Below are 21,072 nucleotides of genomic sequence, written 5' to 3' on the forward strand. Positions count from 1 at the left end.
GTTGCCTGGAGCAAGCGGCAGGACAGGTGGTCACTCCGGTGAACTATAACTCACCGGGTCAGGTTGTTATAGCAGGGCACGCAGAAGCAGTAGCCCGAGCTGCAGAAGCTTTAAAAGAAGCCGGTGCTAAGCGTGTATTACCATTACCTGTCAGCGTTCCGTCGCATTGTGCTTTAATGCAGCCGGCAGCCAGTCAATTGGGTGAAGCGTTAAAGTCGGTGAAGCTACAGCAACCACATACAGCGGTTATTAATAATGTCGATGTCGCTGTAGCCGATAGCGAAGACGCTATTAAAGATGCATTGGTACGTCAGCTATATTGTCCGGTGCGCTGGACAGAAACTGTGGAACAGATTGCCCAAATGGGTGTCGAAACAGCTTATGAGGTTGGTCCGGGCAAAGTACTTACCGGTCTGAATAAGCGTATTACGAAGTCTTTTGGTTGTAGCGCACTGAATACGTTAGACTCTTTAAACTCACTTTAATTAATAGGTTATTAACGTGCAAAACTTTGAAAATAAAGTCGCATTGATTACCGGCGCAAGCCGCGGAATAGGAAAGGCCATAGCAGAAAATCTAGCCAGTCAGGGCGCCAAAGTTATTGGTACTGCAACATCCGATAAAGGTGCAGCCGCAATTTCAGAATACCTGGGGTCTAATGGTGAAGGTTTAGCGCTGGACGTTACTGACGCGGAAAGCTTGCAGCAGACCATAAAAGATATTGAAAAGAAGTACGGTTCTATTGATATTCTGGTTAATAATGCGGGTATTACTCGTGATAATTTAATGATGAGAATGAAAGATGACGAGTGGGATGCCGTACTAAACACCAATTTGTCAGCGGTATTTAAGGTTTGTAAAGCGGTGGTGCGTGGTATGATGAAACGCCGTAATGGGCGTATTATCAACATCAGTTCAGTTGTTGGTACAACCGGAAACCCCGGACAGGTAAACTACTGTGCAGCTAAAGCTGGTTTGGTTGGTTTTAGCAAAGCTATGGCGAAAGAAGTTGCTGCACGTGGCATCACGGTAAATTGTGTGGCGCCAGGTTTTATTGATACTGACATGACCAAGTCGCTGAATGATGAACAAAAACAAGCTATTTTTGATAATATTCCGGCAGCGCGCTTAGGCGAGCCAAGGGAAATTGCTGCTGCGGTAGCATTTTTAGCATCGGAAGGTGCAGCTTATATCACTGGTGAGACCATTCACGTTAATGGTGGTATGGCTATGGTTTAAGAGGTTAGCGGTACGACCTCTTAACTTTATGCTATTTTTTACTTTATTAATGGGGCTGGTTTCACTACACTACAGCCAATTTTCACTCTCGCGATGACTATTTGAGGGATTTTATAAATGAGTACTATTGAAGAACGCGTAAAGAAAATCATTGTTGAACAGTTAGGTGTTAAAGAAGAAGAAGTTAAGCCTGAAGCGTCATTTGAAAATGACTTAGGTGCCGACTCTTTAGATACTGTTGAACTGGTAATGGCTTTGGAAGAAGAATTTGAAACTGAAATTCCAGACGAAGAAGCTGAAAAAATTAAAACAGTTCAGTCAGCAATCGATTACGTAAATAATCATTCTAACGACTAATTTGTCGTTGAACGTGATATAAAAGGCGGAGCCACTGGTTCCGCCTTTTTTGTTATGACTATACGTAAAATACTACTTAATAATGTGTCTTATCACTGCTCAGAGCTCGACAGAGGTCTGCAATTTGGTGATGGCCACTTCACCACCATGCGCATTGTTAATGGTGTTCCTCTCTTTATTGAACGGCATCTTGAAAGACTTTCAAATACGAACCAACGTCTCTTTATAAACCATTCGAGTTTCGACTCTTTGGCTGAGCGCATAAAAGTTGCATGCTCAGGAGTAGAGAAGGGTGTTTGTAAAGTTATAGTTACCCGGGGTAACGGTGGCAGAGGCTACCGCTTTTCTGATGATTGTATTGCTAACGAATACATTCAGGTAAGTGACGCTCCGCCGACAACCGGCACTGTTCATATGGGAGTTGCGACATTAAGGTTAGCTCAGCAACCCGAGTTAGCTGGCTTGAAAACGTTGAATCGGCTGGAGCAAGTATTATTAACGAGAGAGTGTAGCGCTTCCCGTTATGATGATTTGCTGGTTTGTGACTCAAGCGGATATATTGTAGAGGCGATACAAGGCAATGTGTTCTGGTTTAAAGAGGGCCAGTGGTTCACACCTGACCTCAGCGCTGCTGGTATCAACGGTATTATTCGACAACTCATTATTGATGAAAAGTTATTAGCACCTTTAAACATTGGTTGTTACCCATTAAATGAACTTGCCGGAGCTGAAAAAATAATCGTTACCAATAGCGTTAGAGGCGCTGTCGCCGTCACTCAGTTTAATGATAAAGTAGTGGCCAATGATGAATTACCCTCAGTATTAGAACAGCTTATATGAAAAAAATACGTTTTACTTTTTTGTTCGTTATTGCCGCGTTAGCTATTTCAGCTGTTCTTGTTTTTGTTTCCGGGCGTTGGTATTTATCGCAGCCTATTCAAGGTGAGTCTGCAACTCCTTTGTTGCTCGACTTCAGAGGCGGAGAAAGTGCCAGAACGGTAACTGCCAAAGTAACTGAACACTTCCAGGGTGGGCATCCGCTAGTCAGTTATCGTATTAGTCAGGTTTTCGCAGATATTGATCACCTGCAGGCAGGACTGTATGAAATACACGGACAGCAAAGCTGGTTTGATATTTGGAAAATGCTTAGCCAGGGCAGAGAAAAGACATTTACCGTCACTCTGGTAGAAGGCTTAACTTTTAATCAGTGGTTGGCTCAATTAAAAGAGCAGCCTTATTTGGTCAGTAAATCTTCTGATCTAAATGATTCAGAACTCAAACAAACCTTAGGTATTAAAGAGCCCGCTATTGAGGGTGTACTGTTGCCCGAAACCTACAGCTACAGAGCGTACACCACAGACATTTCAATATTAAAACAAGCTTACCTTTCTATGCAGACTGTATTATCAGAAGCCTGGGAGCAGCGGTCAGACAGGTGTCCTGTAGGCTCACCGTACGAATTACTAATATTGGCCTCAATTATTGAAAAAGAAACGGGACTGGCTGACGAACGTCCTATGGTTGCAAGTGTTTTTGCTAACCGTCTGGAAATTGGTATGCGGTTACAATCTGATCCCACGACAATTTATGGTATTGAAGATTTTGACGGTAATCTGACGCGAGCTCACTTGCGCGAGAAAACCGCTTATAATACCTATCGAATTAACGGGTTGCCGCCAACACCAATTGCGATGCCGGGAAAAGCATCCATTGAAGCCGCGGCTAACCCGGTGCGATCACCTTACTATTATTTTGTGGCGGATAAGTCGGGTGGACATGTTTTCTCAGAAACACTGGAAGAACACCAGCAGGCTGTTCGCCGTTATCAACTGAATCAAGAGTAATTATGTCAGGAAAATTTATTGTTATTGAAGGACTTGAAGGTGCCGGTAAGAGCTCAGCAATTGCAAGCGTAGTTACTCATCTACAGGCGAAAGGTGTTCGACCGGAAACCGTACGAGAACCGGGCGGTACGCCGCTGGCAGAGTCATTGCGGGAACTGGTAAAAAAGAAATGGGACGAGAAAGTCAGTTCAACAACCGAGCTGCTATTAATGTACGCAAGCAGAGTTCAGTTGGTTGATAATGTTATTAAGCCGGCTCTATTAAAAAACCGCTGGGTTATCGGTGATAGGCATGATTTATCCTCACGTGCCTATCAGGGGGGCGGTCGTCAGCTTGGCGATGAGTTATTAGAAAAAGTACGCGAAATAACTCTGGGAAGTTTTAAACCTGACTTAACCCTATTATTGGATGTTGACGAGAAAAAAGGTCTTGAGCGTGCCCGTGAGCGAGGAGACCTGGATCGTATAGAAGAAGAAGATCTGGCATTTTTCCAGCGTACAAGACAAGCCTATTTGAATATAGCAGCAAAAGACCCGACAATTATCGTCATTGATGCTAACCAGCCGATGCTGGATGTACATCAGGCCATACTGCAAGCAATTGAGGAGTATTTGTTTTAATGGCGTTTCCATGGCTGCGGGAACCTTGGTTAAGACTCGTTGCGAGTGCCGATTCAGGTAGGCTTGCTCACGCCTATTATTTGCAACATAACGTTGAGGCTGGTTCAACCGAATTTATTGAACGATTAAATCAGTTCTTGTTGTGCAAACAACCCGGCAAAAGTGCGTGCGGGCAATGTAAGTCATGCTTGCTTTATCAGTCGGGGAACCATCCGGATACCTGGACGATCGACGGCGCCGAAGTCAACCGAATTGGTGTCGATAGTGTTCGTGAACTGCAGCAAAATGTTATGCAGACAGCTAACCAGAGCGGTTTAAAAGTTGCTGTGATACTGCAGGCAGAAAAAATGACGGAACAGGCCGGCAATGCCTTATTGAAGGTTCTGGAAGAGCCACCGGCGGACACTCACTGGCTAGTATCAACAAAAGATGCGGAACGCTTATTACCAACCCTGAGAAGTCGTATGCAATGGATCAGCATTGCTTATCCAGCTTCAGTGCAAAGCGACGAACAGATGGTTTCTGCGAAAACTCTTCTGGACAGTCTTCGCGGTAATAAAGAGTTTCCTGTAATAAAAGATAAAGAAGCAGCTTTAAACTGGCTGGATATATCAGAAAACCTGGTACTAGATTGGCTGCTGATTCACCAAAAGGCTGCTGTTTCGCGTTTGCGATATCAGCAATTAGCGGACGAGCTTCAACAGTTGAGCGGTTTTGATTGGGTGAATATTGCACAGCTCAGTGAATGGGTAGCAGAATGCAGACAGCTACGTCAGAAGTTTCAGGGCTCCACTGGCATTAATTTACCGTTATTATTAGGTTTTGCCTGGAGTCGCTGGTCAAATACTCTTTCGGGTTAGGGGCTCCTTAAAAAGGAGAGCCTTTTGTCTAGTTTTCAATTACATATAAACTCAGCGAGGGAACTTGCTGAGCGCATTATTCCCGAACTTTCTCCTTTGACTCTAATGATACAAACCGGTGCACAGCTTTCAGAAGAAGCTGCTCTGGGAGAGAGCGTCACTCTGGAGCTTAGATATCCTGAACTCGGCCCTAAACCAGTTGATCTATCAGGAAGCATTGCTTTGTGCTTTGAAATTAAGGCGGCTAAAGACTGGGTTGCCGTTACCCTTGGCTCGGAGCAACAAGCTCGAATTCATCAGATCAATTACCTATGCCGCCATCACAGAAACGACTATGGTAAACTCTTTGAGCAATTAATTACGGATTTTTGTCACTCACATTAACGATAAGTGGAGCTATTTATGTTCGTCGACTCGCATTGCCATCTGGATAAAATTAATCCTGAAAAGGCGGGCGCTGATCTAACGCAAATTGTGGAAATGGCAAGAGCCAATAAGGTCGAACACATGCTGTGTGTGTGCGTTACACTTGAAGACTTTCCGGCTATGCAGCAAGCCGTTGCAGGTTTTAACGATGTTTCCATTTCTTGTGGGGTGCATCCTTTATACGTTAAGGACAGCCAGACACCTATCGTAGAGTTGGGTACCAAGTTACGTCAGCTGGCTTCGGCAAATAATGTGGTTGCTATAGGCGAAACGGGTCTGGATTATTTTTATCACCCAGAGTCTAAAGCATTACAACGAGAAAACTTCGAGCAGCATATTGAAATTGCCAAGGATATTAATAAGCCTTTAATTATTCATACGCGTGACGCTCAGGATGACACCCTCTCGTTATTAAAAAATGGCCATGCAGATAAATCCGGCGGTGTTTTGCACTGCTTTACTGAGTCTCTGGATATGGCTAAAAAAGCTATCGATGATCTTGATTTCTATATTTCTATTTCGGGAATCGCTTCATTTCGAAACGCAGAGCAATTGCGTGCAACTATCAAAGCATTACCGCTTGAAAAGCTGCTCATTGAAACCGACAGTCCCTGGTTAGCTCCAGTGCCCCATCGAGGTAAAGAGAACCAGCCAGCCTACGTTATTGACGTTGCTAAATGCGTTGCTGATGTTAAAGGAATTACTTTGGAAGAGGTTGCTAAGACAACAACGGCTAACTATTACAAGCTGTTTAATAACGCTTAATTAGCTGTGCATAACCTGTGTTTTACTTACCTAAAATCAATTAAAAACAGTGAGATAAGCTAAAGCAAAAAAAAGTGCAAAAATATTAGACATCTCTTTAATATTGTCTACACTGAAATTTACCGAACAAATTTTAGGCGAACTATTTTACAATTTTTTATTCATGAGTTAGCGCACGGCTCAACCCTTGAGCCATTCCCCTATACCCGGAACAATTTGGATTGGTTCCGGGTTTTTTTTGTTCATTATTTGGCGAAAAGCCTAATAGGCAGCGATCAAAAAAGGCGTTGTGTTGGTACAAATAGTTACATGAGCTAACAATATTTGTCATTGAACTTTAGAGTTAAGGAGTCAGCGATGAGTGCGACAGTAGAAAGTAACGAACGTCCAGATTACGACAAGGTTATTGAGGATATCGCAGACTATGTTACAAGTTATGAGGTTAAAAGCGATGAAGCTTGGGATACCGCGCGCAACTGCCTGATGGACACCCTGGGTTGCGGTTTGTTAGCACTGCGATTCCCGGAATGTAGCAAACACCTGGGTCCTTTAGTTGAAGGTACAAGTGTTCCAAATGGCTCCAGAGTGCCGGGAACTCAGTTTCGTATGGATCCTGTCAAGGCGGCCTGGGATATTGGCTGCATTATACGTTGGCTTGATTTCAATGACACCTGGTTAGCTGCCGAGTGGGGACACCCATCCGATAACTTAGGCGGAATACTGGCAACAGCAGATTATATTTCTCAAAACCGCGTCTCTAAAGGTGAAAAGCCGTTAACCATGAAAACGGTTTTGGAAGCTATGATTAAAGCCCACGAAATTCAGGGTAATCTGGCGATAGAAAACAGTTTTAACCGTGTGGGTCTTGATCATGTCGTTCTGGTTAAGGTGGCTTCAACGGCCGTTGTTACTTGGTTAATGGGCGGAACTAAGGAACAAATTATGGCAGCGCTCTCCCAGGCATGGGTTGATGGCCAGTCTTTAAGAACCTATCGTCATGCTCCCAATGCCGGTTCTCGTAAGTCGTGGGCAGCAGGGGACGCCACTTCAAGAGCGGTGCGTTTAGCCGATATAACGATGCGTGGCGAAATGGGTATTCCGGGGGCCCTGACGGCTCCACAATGGGGATTCTATGATGTGCTCTTCAATAAAACGAATAAAGATCAGAAACTAAAACCTAAAGATGACTGGCAGTTTAAGTTCCAAAGGGATTATGGCAGTTATGTGATGGAAAATATTTTGTTTAAGTTGTCATTCCCGGCAGAGTTTCATGCGCAGACAGCCTGTGAAGCGGCGGTTACATTACACCCGGAAGTTAAAGACAGAATTGATGAAATAGAGAAGATTGAAATTACTACCCACGAGTCCGCTATTCGAATTATCTCCAAACAGGGCAAACTTGCTAACCCTGCCGACAGAGATCATTGTTTACAGTATATGGCAGCCGTTCCCCTAATATTTGGCGAACTGAATGCTGATCACTATGAAAACAGTTTTCATGAAAATCATCCGGTAATTGACACTATCCGGGAAAAAATTCATGTGATTGAAGACAACCAGTACAGTAAGGACTATCACGACCCGAAAAAGCGTTCGATAGCTAATGCACTACAAGTATTTTTTAAAGACGGTAGTCATACCGACAAGGTTGTGGTGGAGTACCCAATTGGCCATAGACGCCGCAGAGAAGAGGGCGTTCCTGTACTTGAAAACAAGTTTAAGGCAAATTTAGCGACGCGGTTTCCCGAACACAGGGTGAGTTCAATTTTTGAACGTTGCCGTCAACAGTCATCGTTTGAACAGACACCCGTTAATGAGTTTATGGATATGCTCACTATTTAATAGGGCAGCCCCACATCTACGTGGGGCATTATCCTCGCCAAATGACCAGAATAATGAGTATTGGGCAAACAAACTTAACGTACCAGGGCCATATTTTCCAAAACAAGCTTTTATCAATATTAGGTGAGCCTTGCTGGAGCGCTTTCAGTAAATGGTTTTGGCGCAGTACCCAAGTTAGCATAACGCCAAACACCAACGCCATTATCGGCTGCATGTAAACGGTGCTGAAGGTAATAACGGCGCCAAAAAGAGTTTCAAAATTATAAATAATGGTTGTAGAAATTGCGGTAACGACCAGGGCAATAATCCACACCCCACTACTGCGATCACATTTAGCTTCTTCTCGTAGTGCGTTGACAGGAGCTTCAAGCATTGAAATTGACGACGTAATAGCAGCAATAACCATCAACAGGAAAAAGCCGAAAGAGACGAAAAGTCCAGTGTAACCCAGTGCATCGAACATTGCCGGAAGCACGGTAAAAACTAAGGTATCGGCAGACAGTAAACTGCCGTCCTCTGCATAAATGGGAACCCCATTAGATTGAGCGACAAACATCGCAGGTAAAATCAATAAACCCGCTAAAAACGCGACACTGGTATCGATGCCGGCTACCCAGGCTGCTGTTTTAGGAATGTTCTCGGAATTCGACAGATAAGCACCATAAGTCATCATTACGCAGACACCCAGTGACAGGGAGAAAAACGCCTGCCCCATGGCACGAATAATCAGGTTTGGATCCGTTATGGTTGAGAAGTCCGGAACCAGGTACATTTTCAGGCCTTCAATGGCTCCGTCCTGAGTCAATATATAGGCGGACATACCTATCAGCAAAATGAAGAGTAGGGGCATTAGACGTCTTGACCAACGTTCTATTCCATTATTCACGCCTGACCGGACAACGTAAACAGTCAGCAACATGAAGAACACCATGGTTGCCATATTTCTGGACACTGAAAACTCAGTAAACCAAGCGGCGGTTTCCGGCAGACCAATTAAGATCATAAGAGGCTCGATCATATAAGATAAAAGCCAACCGGAAACGATGGCATAGAAGCTCAGTATCAAACTCAGAACAATTAAACCAACAATACCTGCCAGTGCGCCTGAACCTCGAAAAAATGGCTTTGCAGAAAGATTCCTAAGCGACTCAATAGGGTTTTGGCGCCGAATTCTGCCGATAGTAATTTCCGCTACCAGCATAGGGTAAGCCAGAAGTGCAATCATGATTAAATAAACCAATAAAAATGCACCACCGCCGTTACTGGCAGCTTGTGTTGGGAATCCCCAAATATTACCTACACCGACCGCTGAGCCAGCGGCGGCTAATATGAAACCTAATCGCGTTGCGAACGCAGGTGATGAATTTGCCATGGTTCTTCTTATTATTATTTAAGCAATATCAAATTATGGCGGAGTTAATTCGCCGCGTAAATTCTTCTGTAACAGCTTTTGCATTTTGTTTTGGTTTAAGTCTTGCGAAAGCACGTAATGCAGCTTGGTAAGAGCCGCTTCAATGGTCATATCGGCACCGGATACAATACCCAGTTCAGCCAGAGCATTTCCCGTCGCGTAGCCATCCATATTGACACGTCCACGGAAGCACTGCGTGCAGTTAAGAATTGTAATACCCTGATCTATACCTGTTTCCAGGCTTTTCAGTAAAGCGTTATCCTGCGGCGCATTTCCGACACCGTAACTTTGTAAAATCATTGCTTTTACTGGCTGTTGCAATTGGTTTTGTATAATTTTGGCTGAGATACCAGGGTAAAGCATTACGACTCCAATTGGCTGGGGCGTCATTTCAATGACCTTGAGCTCATGGGTCAAGGGTTCCGACAGTTCACCAGCGTTCAACTGAATCTGAATACCCGCTTCAAGTAGGGAGGGGTAATTCGGTGAGGCAAAAGCGTTAAAGCCGTTAGCGTCAGCTTTGGTTGAGCGATTTCCCCGATACAAAGTATTGTTAAAAAACAGACCGACTTCTGGAATAGGGTAGTTAGCTGCAACATAAAGTGAATTAAGCAAATTAGTCTGACCATCTGAGCGCAGTGCGGCCAGAGGAATTTGAGAGCCAGTTACAATAACGGGCTTACTCAAATTTTGCAGCATAAAGGAGAGAGCTGAAGCTGTATAAGCCATGGTGTCGGTCCCGTGTAGGATCACGAAACCATCGTAGTCTGCGTAGTTTTGTTCAATATCCCGAGCTATGGTTACCCAATCAGATGGTGCCATATTGGATGAGTCCATTAATGGGCAGTATTCATTAATGGTAAATTCCGGCATCTCATCACGAAAAAATTCGGGCATATTTTCAACGCATTGGCTCAGGTGTCCCGCAACCGGAACATAACCCTGAGCTGATTTTTTCATACCGATAGTGCCGCCTGTATAGGCGACGTAAATCTTTTTACGCGGCAAAGTTTACTCCCTTACTCTACAAAGTAACCGCGATAATTCTATCGCGGTTGAGGGCAGAGTGCACAATAAGAGTAAACATTTTTAGGGTCATCAAAGTTCTGCAAAACAGCAGTTTCTGATTTCACTTTATTCAAAGTACCCATTAACCAGTGTTGTGAACTGATATTCGGCGTTGGCAGGTAATCTGAACTGCTGTTAAATAAGTCAGCGAGAAACTTCTCTTTTGAAGATAGCTCTTGCTTAACAATATTCACATCGTAATCATCAATGGCTGCAAGTTCAGCCGCAAGCGCAATGGAATCATCATAATCACCTAATTGGTCAACCAGCCCAAATTCCATAGCTTGCTGTCCCGTCCATATACGACCCTGAGCAACTTCATGAACATCATCACGAGACATATTACGCGCATTGCTGACAATGCTTAGGAAGTTTTCGTAAGTGGTTTCAACAGAACGCTGTATGAGTGTTTTCTGATAATCGGTCATTTCTTCAAGCGGATTCAGTGACGAAATCTCTGTTGTACTCACAGTGTCACTGTGAATTCCGATAGCCGCAAAACTGTCTTCTAACGTCATTAGCAGGCCAAAGACGCCAATTGAACCTGTAATTGTTGTTGGTGCCGCAACAATTTTGTCTGCATCAGCGGCAATCCAGTAGCCACCAGAAGCCGCTACGGAGCTCATGGACGCAATAACAGGAATGCCGGCTTCTTTTGCCTGTAAAATCTCCTGGCGAATAATTTCTGACGCAAAAGCACTGCCGCCAGGACTGTCTATTCGAAGTACGATTGCTTTGGTCTGCTCGTTATTACGCGCGTCGCGAATAAGCTTTGCTGTGCTGTCTCCGCCAATCATACCGGCTTTTTGTGAACCATTAACTATCTGACCACGAGCAACTATAACGGCAATTTGGTTGCGGTCTTTCGGTTTCAGGCTTTCCGGAACGACTTTCTCAGAAGCTAAGTAATTGTCGAAAGTAATATGACGGAATGTATCTTCTTCTTTGTCGTGTCCGGCTAAGTTAATAAGTTCATTGCGGACTTCTGTACGAGTACGCAGAGCATCAACCAAGTTCGTTTCTAACGCCATTTTAGCCATATCGCCATTGGCATTATTAAATGCTGACATGTAGTCATCTATTTTACCGCTTGTAACCAACGGATTAATGTTTCGGGCAGCGGTAACATCTGCATGGAAAGTGTCCCACAATGCAGAATACAAGAACTCATTGGCTTCGCGCGCTTCATCTGACATATCGTTGCGAATGAAAGGTTCAACTGCGGCTTTAAATTTACCGACTTTGAACACGTGCGGCTGAACTTTAAGTTTGTCCAGTAGCTCCTTAAAGTAAACCTGAGTATAATCAAGCCCTTCGAAAACTACCGCACCCATTGGGTTCAGATAAAGCTGATCGGCGTGCGCCGCCAGGTAGTACTGATGTTGCATATAGTAGTCAGCATTACTGATAATTGGCTTCCCTGAGGTACGGAAATCATTTAATGCATCAGCAACTGAACGCAGTTTATTCAAGCCACTGGGGTATAAGTTTTGGAGGTTGAGGTATAGCGCACCGATACGTTCGTCAGTTTTAGCTTTCTCAATTGAGTCGATAACATCAGACAACAGCACTTCAGGAACTTCGTCTCCGCTCCCCAATGCTTCATTTAGGAACTTATCAAACGGGTCAACCCAGGTCTTTTCTTCAACTAACATGCCATTTGGATTAAGAACCATTATTCCATTTTCAGGAACCTCAATAGGATCTTCTCCCTGCATTAAGCTCGCGATAAAAATTGCCAGAATAATAAAAAACACAAGGTTCAAAATGAACTTGCGAGTACCGTTGATTATTTTCCACAAATAACTGAAGATTGACCCGACTGAACGCATAGTTAATTCTCATTTGCTAATTTAAATTGGCCTTAGCATATCGAATGTCTGAGCGACAGACTAGTCAGAGAATGTAACTAAGCGTTACACATTGAAAAAGGTTGATGTATGAAAGCGGAAGAATTACTAACAACTCGTTCCTCTATGCCGCGTTTAAACGAACCGGGACCTACACAAGAACAGCTCGAATTAATTCAGGCAGCAGCCGTGCGAGCACCTGATCACATGGGGCTAGCACCTTATCAATTTATTTTATTTCAAGGCAAAGAAAGGCAAGTTCTTGCGGATGTTTACCAGCAGGCGGCCCGGCTTAACGATTTTTCTGAAACGGTCGTCGAGCAAGCAGGGCAGTTGCCTTTTCGTGCGCCTTTAGTGATAGCTTCGTGTTTACGGCTTCAGGACCATAAAAAAGTCCCGCGTGACGAACAACTTTGTACAGTAGCCTGCGCGACTCACGGTATGCAGCAAGCGGCGTTTGCTCAAGGTATTGGAGCAATTTGGCGGACGGGATGGATGGCTGAGGATGACTTTATCAAGGAGCAGTTAGGGTTATCAGTAGATGATGCCATAGTTGGCTTTCTGTACGTAGGGACGCCTGCTGTCCCTACGCCAGTAAAACCGCAAAAAGATCCGTCACCGTTCTTTATAAACGGCAACGACCTGGTGCTGGATTAAAATTCAGCACTTTTCGGAGCTCGTGGGAATGGAATCACGTCACGAATGTTTTGCACACCGGTGACGTAAGCGACTAAGCGTTCAAAGCCCAGTCCAAAGCCTGCGTGAGGAACAGTACCGTAACGGCGCAAATCTCGGTAGAAACCGTATTCTTCCTTCGGCAGGTTCATTTCTTCAATTCGCTGGTCAAGAACGTCAAGACGCTCTTCACGCGCAGAGCCACCGATGATCTCACCAATACCCGGAGCCAGAACGTCCATTGCAGCAACGGTTTTGCCATCTTCGTTCTGACGCATATAAAAGGCTTTAATATCACGCGGGTAGTTTTTCAGAATAATCGGTGCACCCACATGTTCTTCGGCTAAATAGCGCTCGTGCTCTGACTGTAAATCCACACCCCATTCAACCGGATACTCAAACTTTTTGTCGCAGTTTTTCAGTATTTCGATGGCATCGGTGTAATCCATATGCACGAAATCATTATTAACTATGGCTTCCAAACGGCTGATAGCGTCCGGGTTAATGCGCTCGGCAAAGAACGCCATGTCGTCCGGACGTTCTTCAAGTATGGCTTTAAAGACATATTTCAACATAGCTTCTGCTAAGCCTGCTATGTCGTCTAATGTTGCAAACGCTAACTCTGGCTCAACCATCCAAAATTCAGACAAGTGACGGCTGGTGTTTGAGTTTTCGGCGCGGAACGTCGGCCCAAAGGTGTAGACTTTAGACAACGAACAGGCATAAGACTCAACGTTTAGTTGACCTGAAACGGTCAGAAAAGCTTCTTTACCAAAAAAGTCTTCTGAAAAGTCGACTTCACCTTTGTCGGTTTTTGGAACATTCAGCATATCGAGCGTTGAAACACGGAACATCTCACCGGCACCTTCGCAATCGGAGGTGGTGATGATAGGCGTACTTACCCAAAGATACCCCTGCTCGTGAAAGAAGCGATGAACCGCCTGAGATAACGCATTACGAACACGCATAACGGCACCAGTAATGTTTGTACGGGGACGCAGGTGAGCGTATTCGCGTAAATACTCCATGCTATGACGCTTTGGCGACATAGGGTAGGTGTCTGGATCTTCAACCCAGCCATAAACGTGAACTTTGGTTGCCTGCAGTTCAAATGACTGGCCTTTGCCCTGAGAGGGAACAACAACACCCGTAATAGCAACAGAACAACCGGTGGTCAGCTTCTGAACTTCGTTACTGTAATTGGGGAGTTCTGCCGGAACAACGGCCTGAATGGTATCAAAACATGAGCCATCGTGCAGGTTAATAAAGGAAATACCGGCTTTTGAGTCACGGCGAGTGCGCACCCAGCCCCGGACTGTGACGGTTTCATCGACAGCGATTTTTCCTGCCAGAACATCCACTACAGAAGCATACGACATGAGTTGGTTTTCTCCGAAATTTACACTATTTTGCTATAGAAAGGTTGCTATGTTACCTCGGTTTGGCGCAGACTCAAGTATAACCCCTGAGAACAGAGAGAAAAATTATGAAAAGGGGATCCTTAGCGGATTTAAAGCGAGTACCATTTTGGTCCCGTGTTTTGGGATGGCTGTCCATTTTTGGCTGGCTTATCTTTGTGGTTGCTGCCATTGTTTTTAATTATGCGAAGCCTGAACGCAATACCATTCTAACCGAAATTTTCGGCATTTCGGTACGTGACTATTGGCACATTACTTTAGGTGACTTATTCGTCATTCTTTTAGTCGTTGGGCTGCTTGTTAGTCTGCTGAGCTTTGTTCTTAATTACGTTCTTTTTCGCCAGGACAAGCAGCATTTATGGATTAATATTATGATATTAATCATGAGTTGCTTAGGTGGCTTATCGCTTTATTTCTTTGGCTTCTAAACCTGGCCGTTGTCCTGGTTTTCGACATAGTCTTTCATCGCATATGTAAGCTTACTGAGCTCTTCCGCAGTAATCACATAAGGCGGCATAATGTAGAGCAAACGGCCAAAAGGCCGAATCCAGACACCTAATTCAATAAACCGCTTTTGTGCACTGGCTACGTCAATAGGCTGTTCCATTTCCAGTACGCCAATAGCTCCAAATACACGAGCGTCTTTTACTGATTTATATTCTCCTAACGGAAGAAGTTCCTTTTTTAATTGTTTCTCTATTTTTTTGACTTGTTGTTGCCAGTTACCTTCAGCAATAATTGCCAATGATTCTGCTGCAACCGCGCATGCTAAGGGATTGCCCATAAAAGTAGGTCCATGCATCAAAGCACCGCCCCCGGGCCCCTGACCAATAGTTTCTGCTACCTTTTTCGTGGTTAACGTAGCAGCTAATGTCATGTAGCCACCGGTAAGAGCTTTACCCACACAAAGGATATCAGGAGTCACATCGGCGTGTTCACAGGCGAACAACTTACCGGTGCGACCAAAGCCGGTAGCAATTTCATCGGCAATGAGCAGTACATTGAAGTCATCACAGAGTTTGCGTATAAGCCTAAGGTATTCCGGGTGGTAAAACCGCATACCGCCTGCGCCCTGAACAATAGGCTCAAGTATGACCGCCGCAAGCTCACCATGAAACTGTTCAAACCAAAGTCGAAGCTGCTGACCTGCGTCGTCTGTCCATTCGTCATTGGGGGTTAATGTTGGCGCATCCGCAAAAAGCTGTGAGTTAATTGCTTTATTAAACAGATGATGCATGCCGTTGACGGGGTCACAAACTGACATCGCTTTAAAGGTGTCGCCGTGGTATCCACCTTTTACTGTCAGCAGGCGATGCTTTTCCGGGCGCTCCTGAGCCAGCCAAAACTGCAGAGCCATTTTTATCGCGACTTCAACACTTACAGAGCCGGAGTCGGCAATGAATACTCGCTCCAGTTCATCAGGCGTCAAATCAACAAGCTGTTTAGCGAGATCAATCGCGGGCTGATGTGTGATACCGCCAAACATAACGTGGCTCATTTTGTCGATTTGACGGTGTGCCACTGAGTCTAAGCGAGAGTTACGGTACCCATGAATCACAGCCCACCAGGACGACATACCGTCAATTACCTGGGCTCCATTTTCAAAAGTGAGCGAGCAACCTTTCGCAGACTCCACTTTATAAGCGGGTAACGGGTTAAGCATAGAAGTGTAGGGGTGCCAGATATGCTGTCGATCAAACTCAATATCGCTTATGCTCATAAATTAATCTGTTGTAAAGTATATAATTCAAAGTATATTGACAGTGTATCGAGCTGAATTATTCTAGTCGACCATAATTTGCCAAGTATATGAGATTTACCATGTCACAAGTTCGCAATGACTGGACCATTGAAGAGGTTCAGGAGCTGTTACAAAAACCATTGAATGATTTAGTTTTTGAAGCACAAACCGTGCATCGCCAGCACTTTAATCCGAACGAAGTTCAGGTCAGTACCTTACTATCGATTAAAACCGGTGCGTGCCCCGAAGACTGCAAATACTGCCCGCAAAGCGCGCATTATCATACGGGGCTGGATCGTGAGCGCTTGATGGCTGTAGAAAGTGTGTTGGCAGAAGCTCAGGCTGCGAAAGAAAAGGGTGCCAGTCGTTTTTGTATGGGCGCCGCATGGCGTAACCCGAAAGACCGCGATATGCCTTACGTTATTGAAATGATCAAAGGCGTCAAAGCATTAGGCCTAGAAAGTTGCATGACACTTGGCATGCTAAGCAATGAACAGGCGAAAATGCTGCAGCAGGCGGGGCTCGATTATTACAATCACAATTTGGATACCTCACCAGAGTTTTACGGTGACATCATTACGACCAGAACCTATCAGGATCGCCTGAATACCCTGAATAATGTTCGCGACGCAGGTATGAAAGTCTGCGCAGGCGGTATTGTTGGTATGGGTGAGAGTGTGACCGATCGTGCGTCTTTATTAGTACAGTTGGCTAACTTACCAAAACACCCTGAAAGTGTTCCCATTAATATGCTGGTAAAAGTTGAAGGTACACCATTTGCCAAGCTGGAAGACTTAGATAACTTTGAGTTTGTACGAACGGTCGCTGTTGCGCGTATTCTAATGCCGGCTTCGCACGTTCGCTTGTCAGCTGGTCGCGAAGACATGAACGACGAAATGCAGGCGTTGTGTTTTCTCGCTGGTGCCAACTCAATATTCTATGGCGAAAAGTTACTGACAACGTCAAACCCTGAAGCAGATGCTGATTTGCGATTGTTTGAACGTCTGGGAATAACACCGGAACAACGTGATGGATACGGTGACGAAGTCCATACTGCAGTAATAGAGGACGCTATTCAGGAACAGCAAAACCCTGTGCGCTATTACGACGCTTCATAGTGGAAAAGGCCGTGTCCGTATATCAACGCCGTCTGAGAGAGCGAAAAGGTTCTTCGCTTTTTCGTGTTCGGAAAGTGCGCAGCTCTGACGCACAGTGGAAGCTAAATTTTAGCACCAATGATTATCTTGGCCTAAGCCTGCATCGGAACATCAGACAAGCCTTTAAGCAGGCTGTTGATATCTGGGGTGTTGGCAGTACAGGTTCGCCTTTACTCAGTGGCTACAGCGGTGCTCATCAGGAACTCGAAGAGCTGCTGGCTGACTGGTTGGGAAAACCCAGAGCTTTGCTGTTTAACTCGGGTTTTGCTGCGAATCATGGCGTACTGACAACCCTGGTAGATAAGCAACAAAAGGTCTTTGCAGACAAGCTGGTTCACGCCTCAATTATTGACGGTATGCAGCATAGTGAAGCGCAGTTTAAACGTTACCCCCACAATCAACCTTTGCCCGTCGTTGATAAAGCAAATGCCGGTGACTGGTTGGTTACTGAAGGCGTATTCAGTATGGATGGTGACGCCTGTGACTTGAAGCTAATGGCTTCCTTAAAGCAACAGTTTGACATAAAAGTAATGTTGGATGATGCGCACGGGCTCGGTGCTTACGGTTCTGAAGGAAGAGGGTCAACAAGTTCAGGTTCAGATACTGTCGATGTGCTGACCGGAACCTTTGGTAAAGCTCTGGGTGTTGGTGGGGCATTTGTCTGCGCCAAAGACGATGAGATTGAAAGCTTGATTCAATTTTGTCGCGACTATATCTATTCGACCGCTATGCCGCCGGCACAGGCTGCGGCAATAAAGTCTTCAATCGAAATTGTACGAAGCGCAGAAGGCGATGAAAGACGCGAACAGCTAGCTCACCGTATTCAGTACTTTCGTGAGCAAATGAAGCAACGCAACTTAAAAATAATTGATTCCAATACCGCAATACAGACCTGGCTATTTGACTCCGATACCGAAGCTCTGGCTATGTCTAAGCAGTTACAGACTAACGGTTACCTATGCAGCGTAATTCGCCCACCAACGGTGCCGGTTGGGACTTCCCGTATTCGCTTCAGTTTAACTTCCAATATGCCACAGGTAGCTCTTGAGACCTTTTGGCAAGTTGTAGACAGGATCCGCGACAATCTATGAAGCCTATGAATTTTCAGCAAGCTGTTGCGCGTCAGTTCAACAAAGCCGCTAGGCACTATCATCAGCATGCCGATATCCAGCGGCTGACTGCGGACAGTCTGTTGAAACTCGGGCCGAATAGTGCTGAGATTTTGCTGGATGTCGGATGCGGGCCTGCGTCAACCACCGCTCATCTATTACCCCGAACCGAATGCTATATGGGTGTTGATATTGCCCCGGCGATGCTGGCGACGGCAGCAAACAACTACCCAAATCAGGTTTGGCTGAATGGTGAATGGGAAGCTCTGCCGGTCAGTGCTCATTCCGTTGACTGGCTTTTTGCTAATTTATCAGTGCAATGGGTACATCATTTAGAGAAAGCCATGGGCGAGGCTTACCGAGTTCTAAAGCCTGGCGGTGTTGCAACGATTAATACCGTTGTGGAAGGGACTTTCAGTTCATTTATTAAGAGTTGGAATGCAGTTGATGACAGGCAACACACTCAGACATTTCATTCTCCGGAGAAGGTAGAGCGTGAAGTGCGTTTGTTTAACTGGGAGTCTGCCGACTTTAAACTGGAAAAACACATTCAATACTTTGCTAGTTCACGTGAGCTTATGGGAAGTATTAAAGGCGTTGGTGCCAATTATGTCAGACGCACGAATACCTCCGGTTTGATGACCAGGGGGCGCTTACAACAGCTTGAAGATGCATTTGAAAGCTATAGAACAACAGAGGGACTGCCACTTGAATGGTCGGTTCTTAATATCAGGTTAGTTAAGTAACATTGAGTTTAGGTTAATATGAACACTTACTTTATTACAGGAACGGACACCGACACAGGAAAAACCGTTGCTGCATGTGCTTTTGTTCAAAGCTTAGTTAAGCGAGAAAAAAATGTCGCCGTCATGAAGCCGGTAGCTTCGGGTTGTTACTGGCAAAACGGTCAGTTAGTGAATGAGGATGCTTTGAATTTAATGCAACACAGTAATACAGCCTTCGATTATGACCGGGTTAATCCTTATACTTTTGAGGCTGCTATTGCGCCACATATCGCAGCTACTGATAACGGTGTTGTAATAGAGAAAGAAAAATTAATGACTGCCGTTGAGTGGTTTCGTCAGCAACCGATTGACAGTCTGGTGATAGAAGGCGCAGGGGGGTGGCAATTACCTCTGGCCCCGGGACTACGTATGCCCGAGGTTGTAAAAGATATCAATGCCCGAGTCATTTTGGTGGTTGGATTAAAACTGGGCTGCCTGAATCATGCTTTGCTTAGCCTTCAGTCAATACGACAGGAAGGCTGTGACGTTGTTGGATGGATAGCTGTACAAACGGGCCCAGAACCGATGCCAAGACAAGAGGAAAATCTAGCCTCGTTGCGCGAGTTGCTCGGCACTAAGGAGCTGGCATATATACCTTACGTACCAACGTGGTCGGGAAAAGATTTGACTGTTTATTTCCACAAATAAGATTGAAATTTGACGAAACAACCCCACATAACTTAGTAGATCAAGTTCCCTCGGAGTACGAAAAATGAAAAGAATTTTGCTGTTTTTAGCCACTAACCTGGCCATTTTACTGGTAGTTAGTGTGGTCTTTAACATTGTGATTGCAGCAACCGGCATTGATGCTCAGGGGTCAGTCGGACTATTAGTTTTTTGTGCTTTGTTTGGCTTTGGTGGTGCTTTCGTATCGCTTTGGATATCACGTTGGATGGCCTTGCGCTCAACCGGAGCCCGGGTTATCGAGCAACCGCAGAATCAGTCTGAAGAATGGCTGCTTCGCACAGTACAACAGCAGGCACAAAAAGCCGGACTTCCTATGCCTCAAGTCGCGGTTTATCAATCTCCGGAACCTAATGCTTTTGCTACAGGGCGCAGTAAGAAGGCTTCTTTAGTTGCGGTTAGCACGGGCTTATTACAAAACATGAATGCTGATGAAGTTGAGGCAGTTCTGGCACACGAAGTGAGTCACATTGCTAACGGCGATATGGTAACGCTGACGTTAATTCAGGGCGTAATAAATACGTTCGTGATGTTTTTTGCCAGAATTATTGCCAGTGCACTAATGCGTGGTGGTGATAATCAACGAGGTGGCGGCTTTGCTTATTATGGCGTTGTTATGCTTCTTGAAATTGTCTTTGGGGTATTAGCCAGCACTATTGTTATGTGGTTCTCGCGTCAGCGTGAGTTCAGAGCCGATGCCGGCTCTGCGGACTTAGTTGGTAAACAAAAGATGATTGCTGCTTTACGTCGCTTGCAACAAGGCAAGGAGTCTCAGCTTGACGGTACCATGCTGGCGTTCGGTATTAATGGTAAACGCTCGACCATATCGAAATTGTTTATGAGTCATCCGCCTTTGGATGAGCGCATTCATGCTCTTGAGCAGCGGCGTTAGTCGTTGCTTTTCAAGGGATACAGCGGTACATTCTTAGTTCTTACTCACCGATAAAACGGATAAATTTTTGTTATGGCCCAGTGGAGTGCGCGCAGTTGGCGCGATAAGCCAATTGAACAACAGCCGAAATACTCAGATCCGTCGCAATTACACGCTGTAGAACAGCAGCTTAGTCAGTTTCCGCCTCTTGTATTCGCTGAAGAAATACGGGCGCTAAGAAACCAGCTTAAGAATGTCTGTGAAGGAGAAGGCTTCCTGTTACAGGGTGGTGACTGCGCAGAATCTTTTAGTGATTTTAACGCCCCTAAAATTCGTGACACCTTTAAAGT

Annotated in this window: 23 protein-coding genes; 18 read left to right on the forward strand and 5 right to left on the reverse strand. The window is 45.1% G+C overall.

Annotated elements, in window-relative coordinates; translation table 11 throughout:
* The 10 genes from B3180_RS03040 to B3180_RS03085 form a co-directional block, all read left to right on the forward strand.
* On the forward strand, positions 1–485 hold a 485-nt coding region (locus B3180_RS03040; RefSeq protein WP_286842958.1), incomplete at its 5' end, for an ACP S-malonyltransferase.
* A gap of 16 nt (positions 486–501) precedes the next feature.
* A complete protein-coding gene (fabG, locus tag B3180_RS03045; protein ID WP_054487656.1) occupies positions 502–1,239 on the forward strand; it encodes a 3-oxoacyl-ACP reductase FabG in 738 nt (245 codons plus the stop codon).
* 117 nt (positions 1,240–1,356) lie between these two features.
* Complete coding sequence (acpP, locus tag B3180_RS03050; RefSeq protein WP_011234585.1) at positions 1,357–1,596, forward strand: acyl carrier protein; 240 nt, start codon at positions 1,357–1,359, stop codon at positions 1,594–1,596.
* 54 nt (positions 1,597–1,650) lie between these two features.
* A complete protein-coding gene (pabC, locus tag B3180_RS03055; RefSeq protein ID WP_273023106.1) occupies positions 1,651–2,436 on the forward strand; it encodes an aminodeoxychorismate lyase in 786 nt (261 codons plus the stop codon).
* Complete coding sequence (gene mltG / locus B3180_RS03060; RefSeq protein ID WP_278358671.1) at positions 2,433–3,440, forward strand: endolytic transglycosylase MltG; 1,008 nt, start codon at positions 2,433–2,435, stop codon at positions 3,438–3,440. The genes pabC and mltG overlap by 4 nt, the downstream gene beginning before the upstream one ends.
* A 2-nt stretch (positions 3,441–3,442) precedes the next feature.
* Positions 3,443–4,060, forward strand: a complete 618-nt coding sequence (tmk, locus tag B3180_RS03065; protein ID WP_054487661.1) for a dTMP kinase — start codon at positions 3,443–3,445, stop codon at positions 4,058–4,060.
* On the forward strand, positions 4,060–4,920 hold the full coding sequence (locus tag B3180_RS03070) for a DNA polymerase III subunit delta' (RefSeq protein ID WP_278356193.1): 861 nt from the start codon (positions 4,060–4,062) through the stop codon (positions 4,918–4,920). The genes tmk and B3180_RS03070 overlap by 1 nt, the downstream gene beginning before the upstream one ends.
* Before the next feature lie 24 nt (positions 4,921–4,944).
* Positions 4,945–5,304, forward strand: a complete 360-nt coding sequence (locus B3180_RS03075) for a hypothetical protein (RefSeq protein ID WP_054487665.1) — start codon at positions 4,945–4,947, stop codon at positions 5,302–5,304.
* Between the two features lie 18 nt (positions 5,305–5,322).
* On the forward strand, positions 5,323–6,111 hold the full coding sequence (locus B3180_RS03080) for a TatD family hydrolase (RefSeq protein ID WP_222236945.1): 789 nt from the start codon (positions 5,323–5,325) through the stop codon (positions 6,109–6,111).
* A 357-nt stretch (positions 6,112–6,468) separates the two neighbouring features.
* Positions 6,469–7,953 (forward strand): bifunctional 2-methylcitrate dehydratase/aconitate hydratase, encoded by a 1,485-nt coding sequence (locus B3180_RS03085; RefSeq protein ID WP_278358672.1) that lies wholly within the window; start codon positions 6,469–6,471, stop codon positions 7,951–7,953.
* A 28-nt stretch (positions 7,954–7,981) separates the two neighbouring features.
* On the opposite strand, the gene B3180_RS03090 is transcribed toward B3180_RS03085, so the two are convergent.
* The 3 genes from B3180_RS03090 to sppA are packed head-to-tail and all read right to left on the reverse strand — an operon-like array spanning position 7,982 to position 12,264.
* Positions 7,982–9,325, reverse strand: coding sequence for a sodium-dependent transporter (locus B3180_RS03090; RefSeq protein WP_278356189.1), 1,344 nt, complete (start codon positions 9,323–9,325; stop codon positions 7,982–7,984).
* 33 nt (positions 9,326–9,358) lie between these two features.
* The gene (ansA, locus tag B3180_RS03095; protein ID WP_054487673.1) at positions 9,359–10,372 is read right to left on the reverse strand and encodes an asparaginase; all 1,014 of its coding nucleotides are present in this window, start codon (positions 10,370–10,372) and stop codon (positions 9,359–9,361) included.
* Positions 10,373–10,410: 38 nt separating this feature from the next.
* A complete protein-coding gene (gene sppA / locus B3180_RS03100) occupies positions 10,411–12,264 on the reverse strand; it encodes a signal peptide peptidase SppA (RefSeq protein ID WP_278358673.1) in 1,854 nt (617 codons plus the stop codon).
* A gap of 108 nt (positions 12,265–12,372) precedes the next feature.
* Here sppA and B3180_RS03105 point away from each other — a divergent pair, with 108 nt between their 5' ends.
* Positions 12,373–12,939, forward strand: coding sequence for a nitroreductase family protein (locus tag B3180_RS03105; protein ID WP_054487677.1), 567 nt, complete (start codon positions 12,373–12,375; stop codon positions 12,937–12,939).
* Here B3180_RS03105 and asnS read toward each other — a convergent pair.
* Positions 12,936–14,336: an asparagine--tRNA ligase gene (gene asnS / locus B3180_RS03110; protein WP_278358674.1), complete on the reverse strand. Its 1,401-nt coding sequence runs from the start codon at positions 14,334–14,336 to the stop codon at positions 12,936–12,938. The genes B3180_RS03105 and asnS overlap by 4 nt on opposite strands.
* Positions 14,337–14,443: 107 nt before the next feature.
* Between asnS and B3180_RS03115 the strand changes: the two genes are divergently transcribed.
* Positions 14,444–14,803 (forward strand): hypothetical protein, encoded by a 360-nt coding sequence (locus B3180_RS03115; RefSeq protein ID WP_222236948.1) that lies wholly within the window; start codon positions 14,444–14,446, stop codon positions 14,801–14,803.
* Here B3180_RS03115 and bioA read toward each other — a convergent pair.
* Positions 14,800–16,095, reverse strand: a complete 1,296-nt coding sequence (gene bioA, locus B3180_RS03120; RefSeq protein ID WP_222236949.1) for an adenosylmethionine--8-amino-7-oxononanoate transaminase — start codon at positions 16,093–16,095, stop codon at positions 14,800–14,802. The genes B3180_RS03115 and bioA overlap by 4 nt on opposite strands.
* 101 nt (positions 16,096–16,196) lie before the next feature.
* Here bioA and bioB point away from each other — a divergent pair, with 101 nt between their 5' ends.
* The 6 genes from bioB to B3180_RS03150 all read left to right on the forward strand — a co-directional run.
* A complete protein-coding gene (bioB, locus tag B3180_RS03125; protein ID WP_278358675.1) occupies positions 16,197–17,234 on the forward strand; it encodes a biotin synthase BioB in 1,038 nt (345 codons plus the stop codon).
* A gap of 11 nt (positions 17,235–17,245) precedes the next feature.
* A complete protein-coding gene (locus B3180_RS03130; protein WP_278358676.1) occupies positions 17,246–18,364 on the forward strand; it encodes an aminotransferase class I/II-fold pyridoxal phosphate-dependent enzyme in 1,119 nt (372 codons plus the stop codon).
* Positions 18,361–19,128 (forward strand): methyltransferase domain-containing protein, encoded by a 768-nt coding sequence (locus B3180_RS03135; protein WP_278358677.1) that lies wholly within the window; start codon positions 18,361–18,363, stop codon positions 19,126–19,128. Before B3180_RS03130 ends, B3180_RS03135 begins: the two co-directional genes overlap by 4 nt.
* Before the next feature lie 18 nt (positions 19,129–19,146).
* Entirely contained in the window at positions 19,147–19,815 is a 669-nt protein-coding gene (bioD, locus tag B3180_RS03140; protein ID WP_278358678.1) for a dethiobiotin synthase, read from the forward strand.
* 64 nt (positions 19,816–19,879) lie between these two features.
* The gene (gene htpX, locus B3180_RS03145; RefSeq protein WP_278358679.1) at positions 19,880–20,743 is read left to right on the forward strand and encodes a protease HtpX; all 864 of its coding nucleotides are present in this window, start codon (positions 19,880–19,882) and stop codon (positions 20,741–20,743) included.
* Positions 20,744–20,815: 72 nt separating this feature from the next.
* A partial coding sequence (locus B3180_RS03150; RefSeq protein ID WP_286842976.1) for a 3-deoxy-7-phosphoheptulonate synthase occupies positions 20,816–21,072 on the forward strand: 257 nt, incomplete at its 3' end.

The sequence above is a fragment of the Idiomarina sp. UBA4206 genome (assembly GCF_002383015.1).
GTDB lineage: Bacteria > Pseudomonadota > Gammaproteobacteria > Enterobacterales > Alteromonadaceae > Idiomarina > Idiomarina abyssalis.

Coding starts and splice junctions, on each gene's coding strand:
- acpP (WP_011234585.1), top strand. CDS start 1,357: ATGAGTACTATTGAAGAACGCGTAAAGAAAATCATTGTTGAACAGTTA.
- pabC (WP_273023106.1), top strand. CDS start 1,651: ATGACTATACGTAAAATACTACTTAATAATGTGTCTTATCACTGCTCA.
- mltG (WP_278358671.1), top strand. CDS start 2,433: ATGAAAAAAATACGTTTTACTTTTTTGTTCGTTATTGCCGCGTTAGCT.
- tmk (WP_054487661.1), top strand. CDS start 3,443: ATGTCAGGAAAATTTATTGTTATTGAAGGACTTGAAGGTGCCGGTAAG.
- B3180_RS03070 (WP_278356193.1), top strand. CDS start 4,060: ATGGCGTTTCCATGGCTGCGGGAACCTTGGTTAAGACTCGTTGCGAGT.
- B3180_RS03080 (WP_222236945.1), top strand. CDS start 5,323: ATGTTCGTCGACTCGCATTGCCATCTGGATAAAATTAATCCTGAAAAG.
- B3180_RS03085 (WP_278358672.1), top strand. CDS start 6,469: ATGAGTGCGACAGTAGAAAGTAACGAACGTCCAGATTACGACAAGGTT.
- B3180_RS03090 (WP_278356189.1), bottom strand. CDS start 9,325: ATGGCAAATTCATCACCTGCGTTCGCAACGCGATTAGGTTTCATATTA.
- sppA (WP_278358673.1), bottom strand. CDS start 12,264: ATGCGTTCAGTCGGGTCAATCTTCAGTTATTTGTGGAAAATAATCAAC.
- B3180_RS03105 (WP_054487677.1), top strand. CDS start 12,373: ATGAAAGCGGAAGAATTACTAACAACTCGTTCCTCTATGCCGCGTTTA.
- asnS (WP_278358674.1), bottom strand. CDS start 14,336: ATGTCGTATGCTTCTGTAGTGGATGTTCTGGCAGGAAAAATCGCTGTC.
- B3180_RS03115 (WP_222236948.1), top strand. CDS start 14,444: ATGAAAAGGGGATCCTTAGCGGATTTAAAGCGAGTACCATTTTGGTCC.
- bioA (WP_222236949.1), bottom strand. CDS start 16,095: ATGAGCATAAGCGATATTGAGTTTGATCGACAGCATATCTGGCACCCC.
- bioB (WP_278358675.1), top strand. CDS start 16,197: ATGTCACAAGTTCGCAATGACTGGACCATTGAAGAGGTTCAGGAGCTG.
- B3180_RS03135 (WP_278358677.1), top strand. CDS start 18,361: ATGAAGCCTATGAATTTTCAGCAAGCTGTTGCGCGTCAGTTCAACAAA.
- bioD (WP_278358678.1), top strand. CDS start 19,147: ATGAACACTTACTTTATTACAGGAACGGACACCGACACAGGAAAAACC.
- htpX (WP_278358679.1), top strand. CDS start 19,880: ATGAAAAGAATTTTGCTGTTTTTAGCCACTAACCTGGCCATTTTACTG.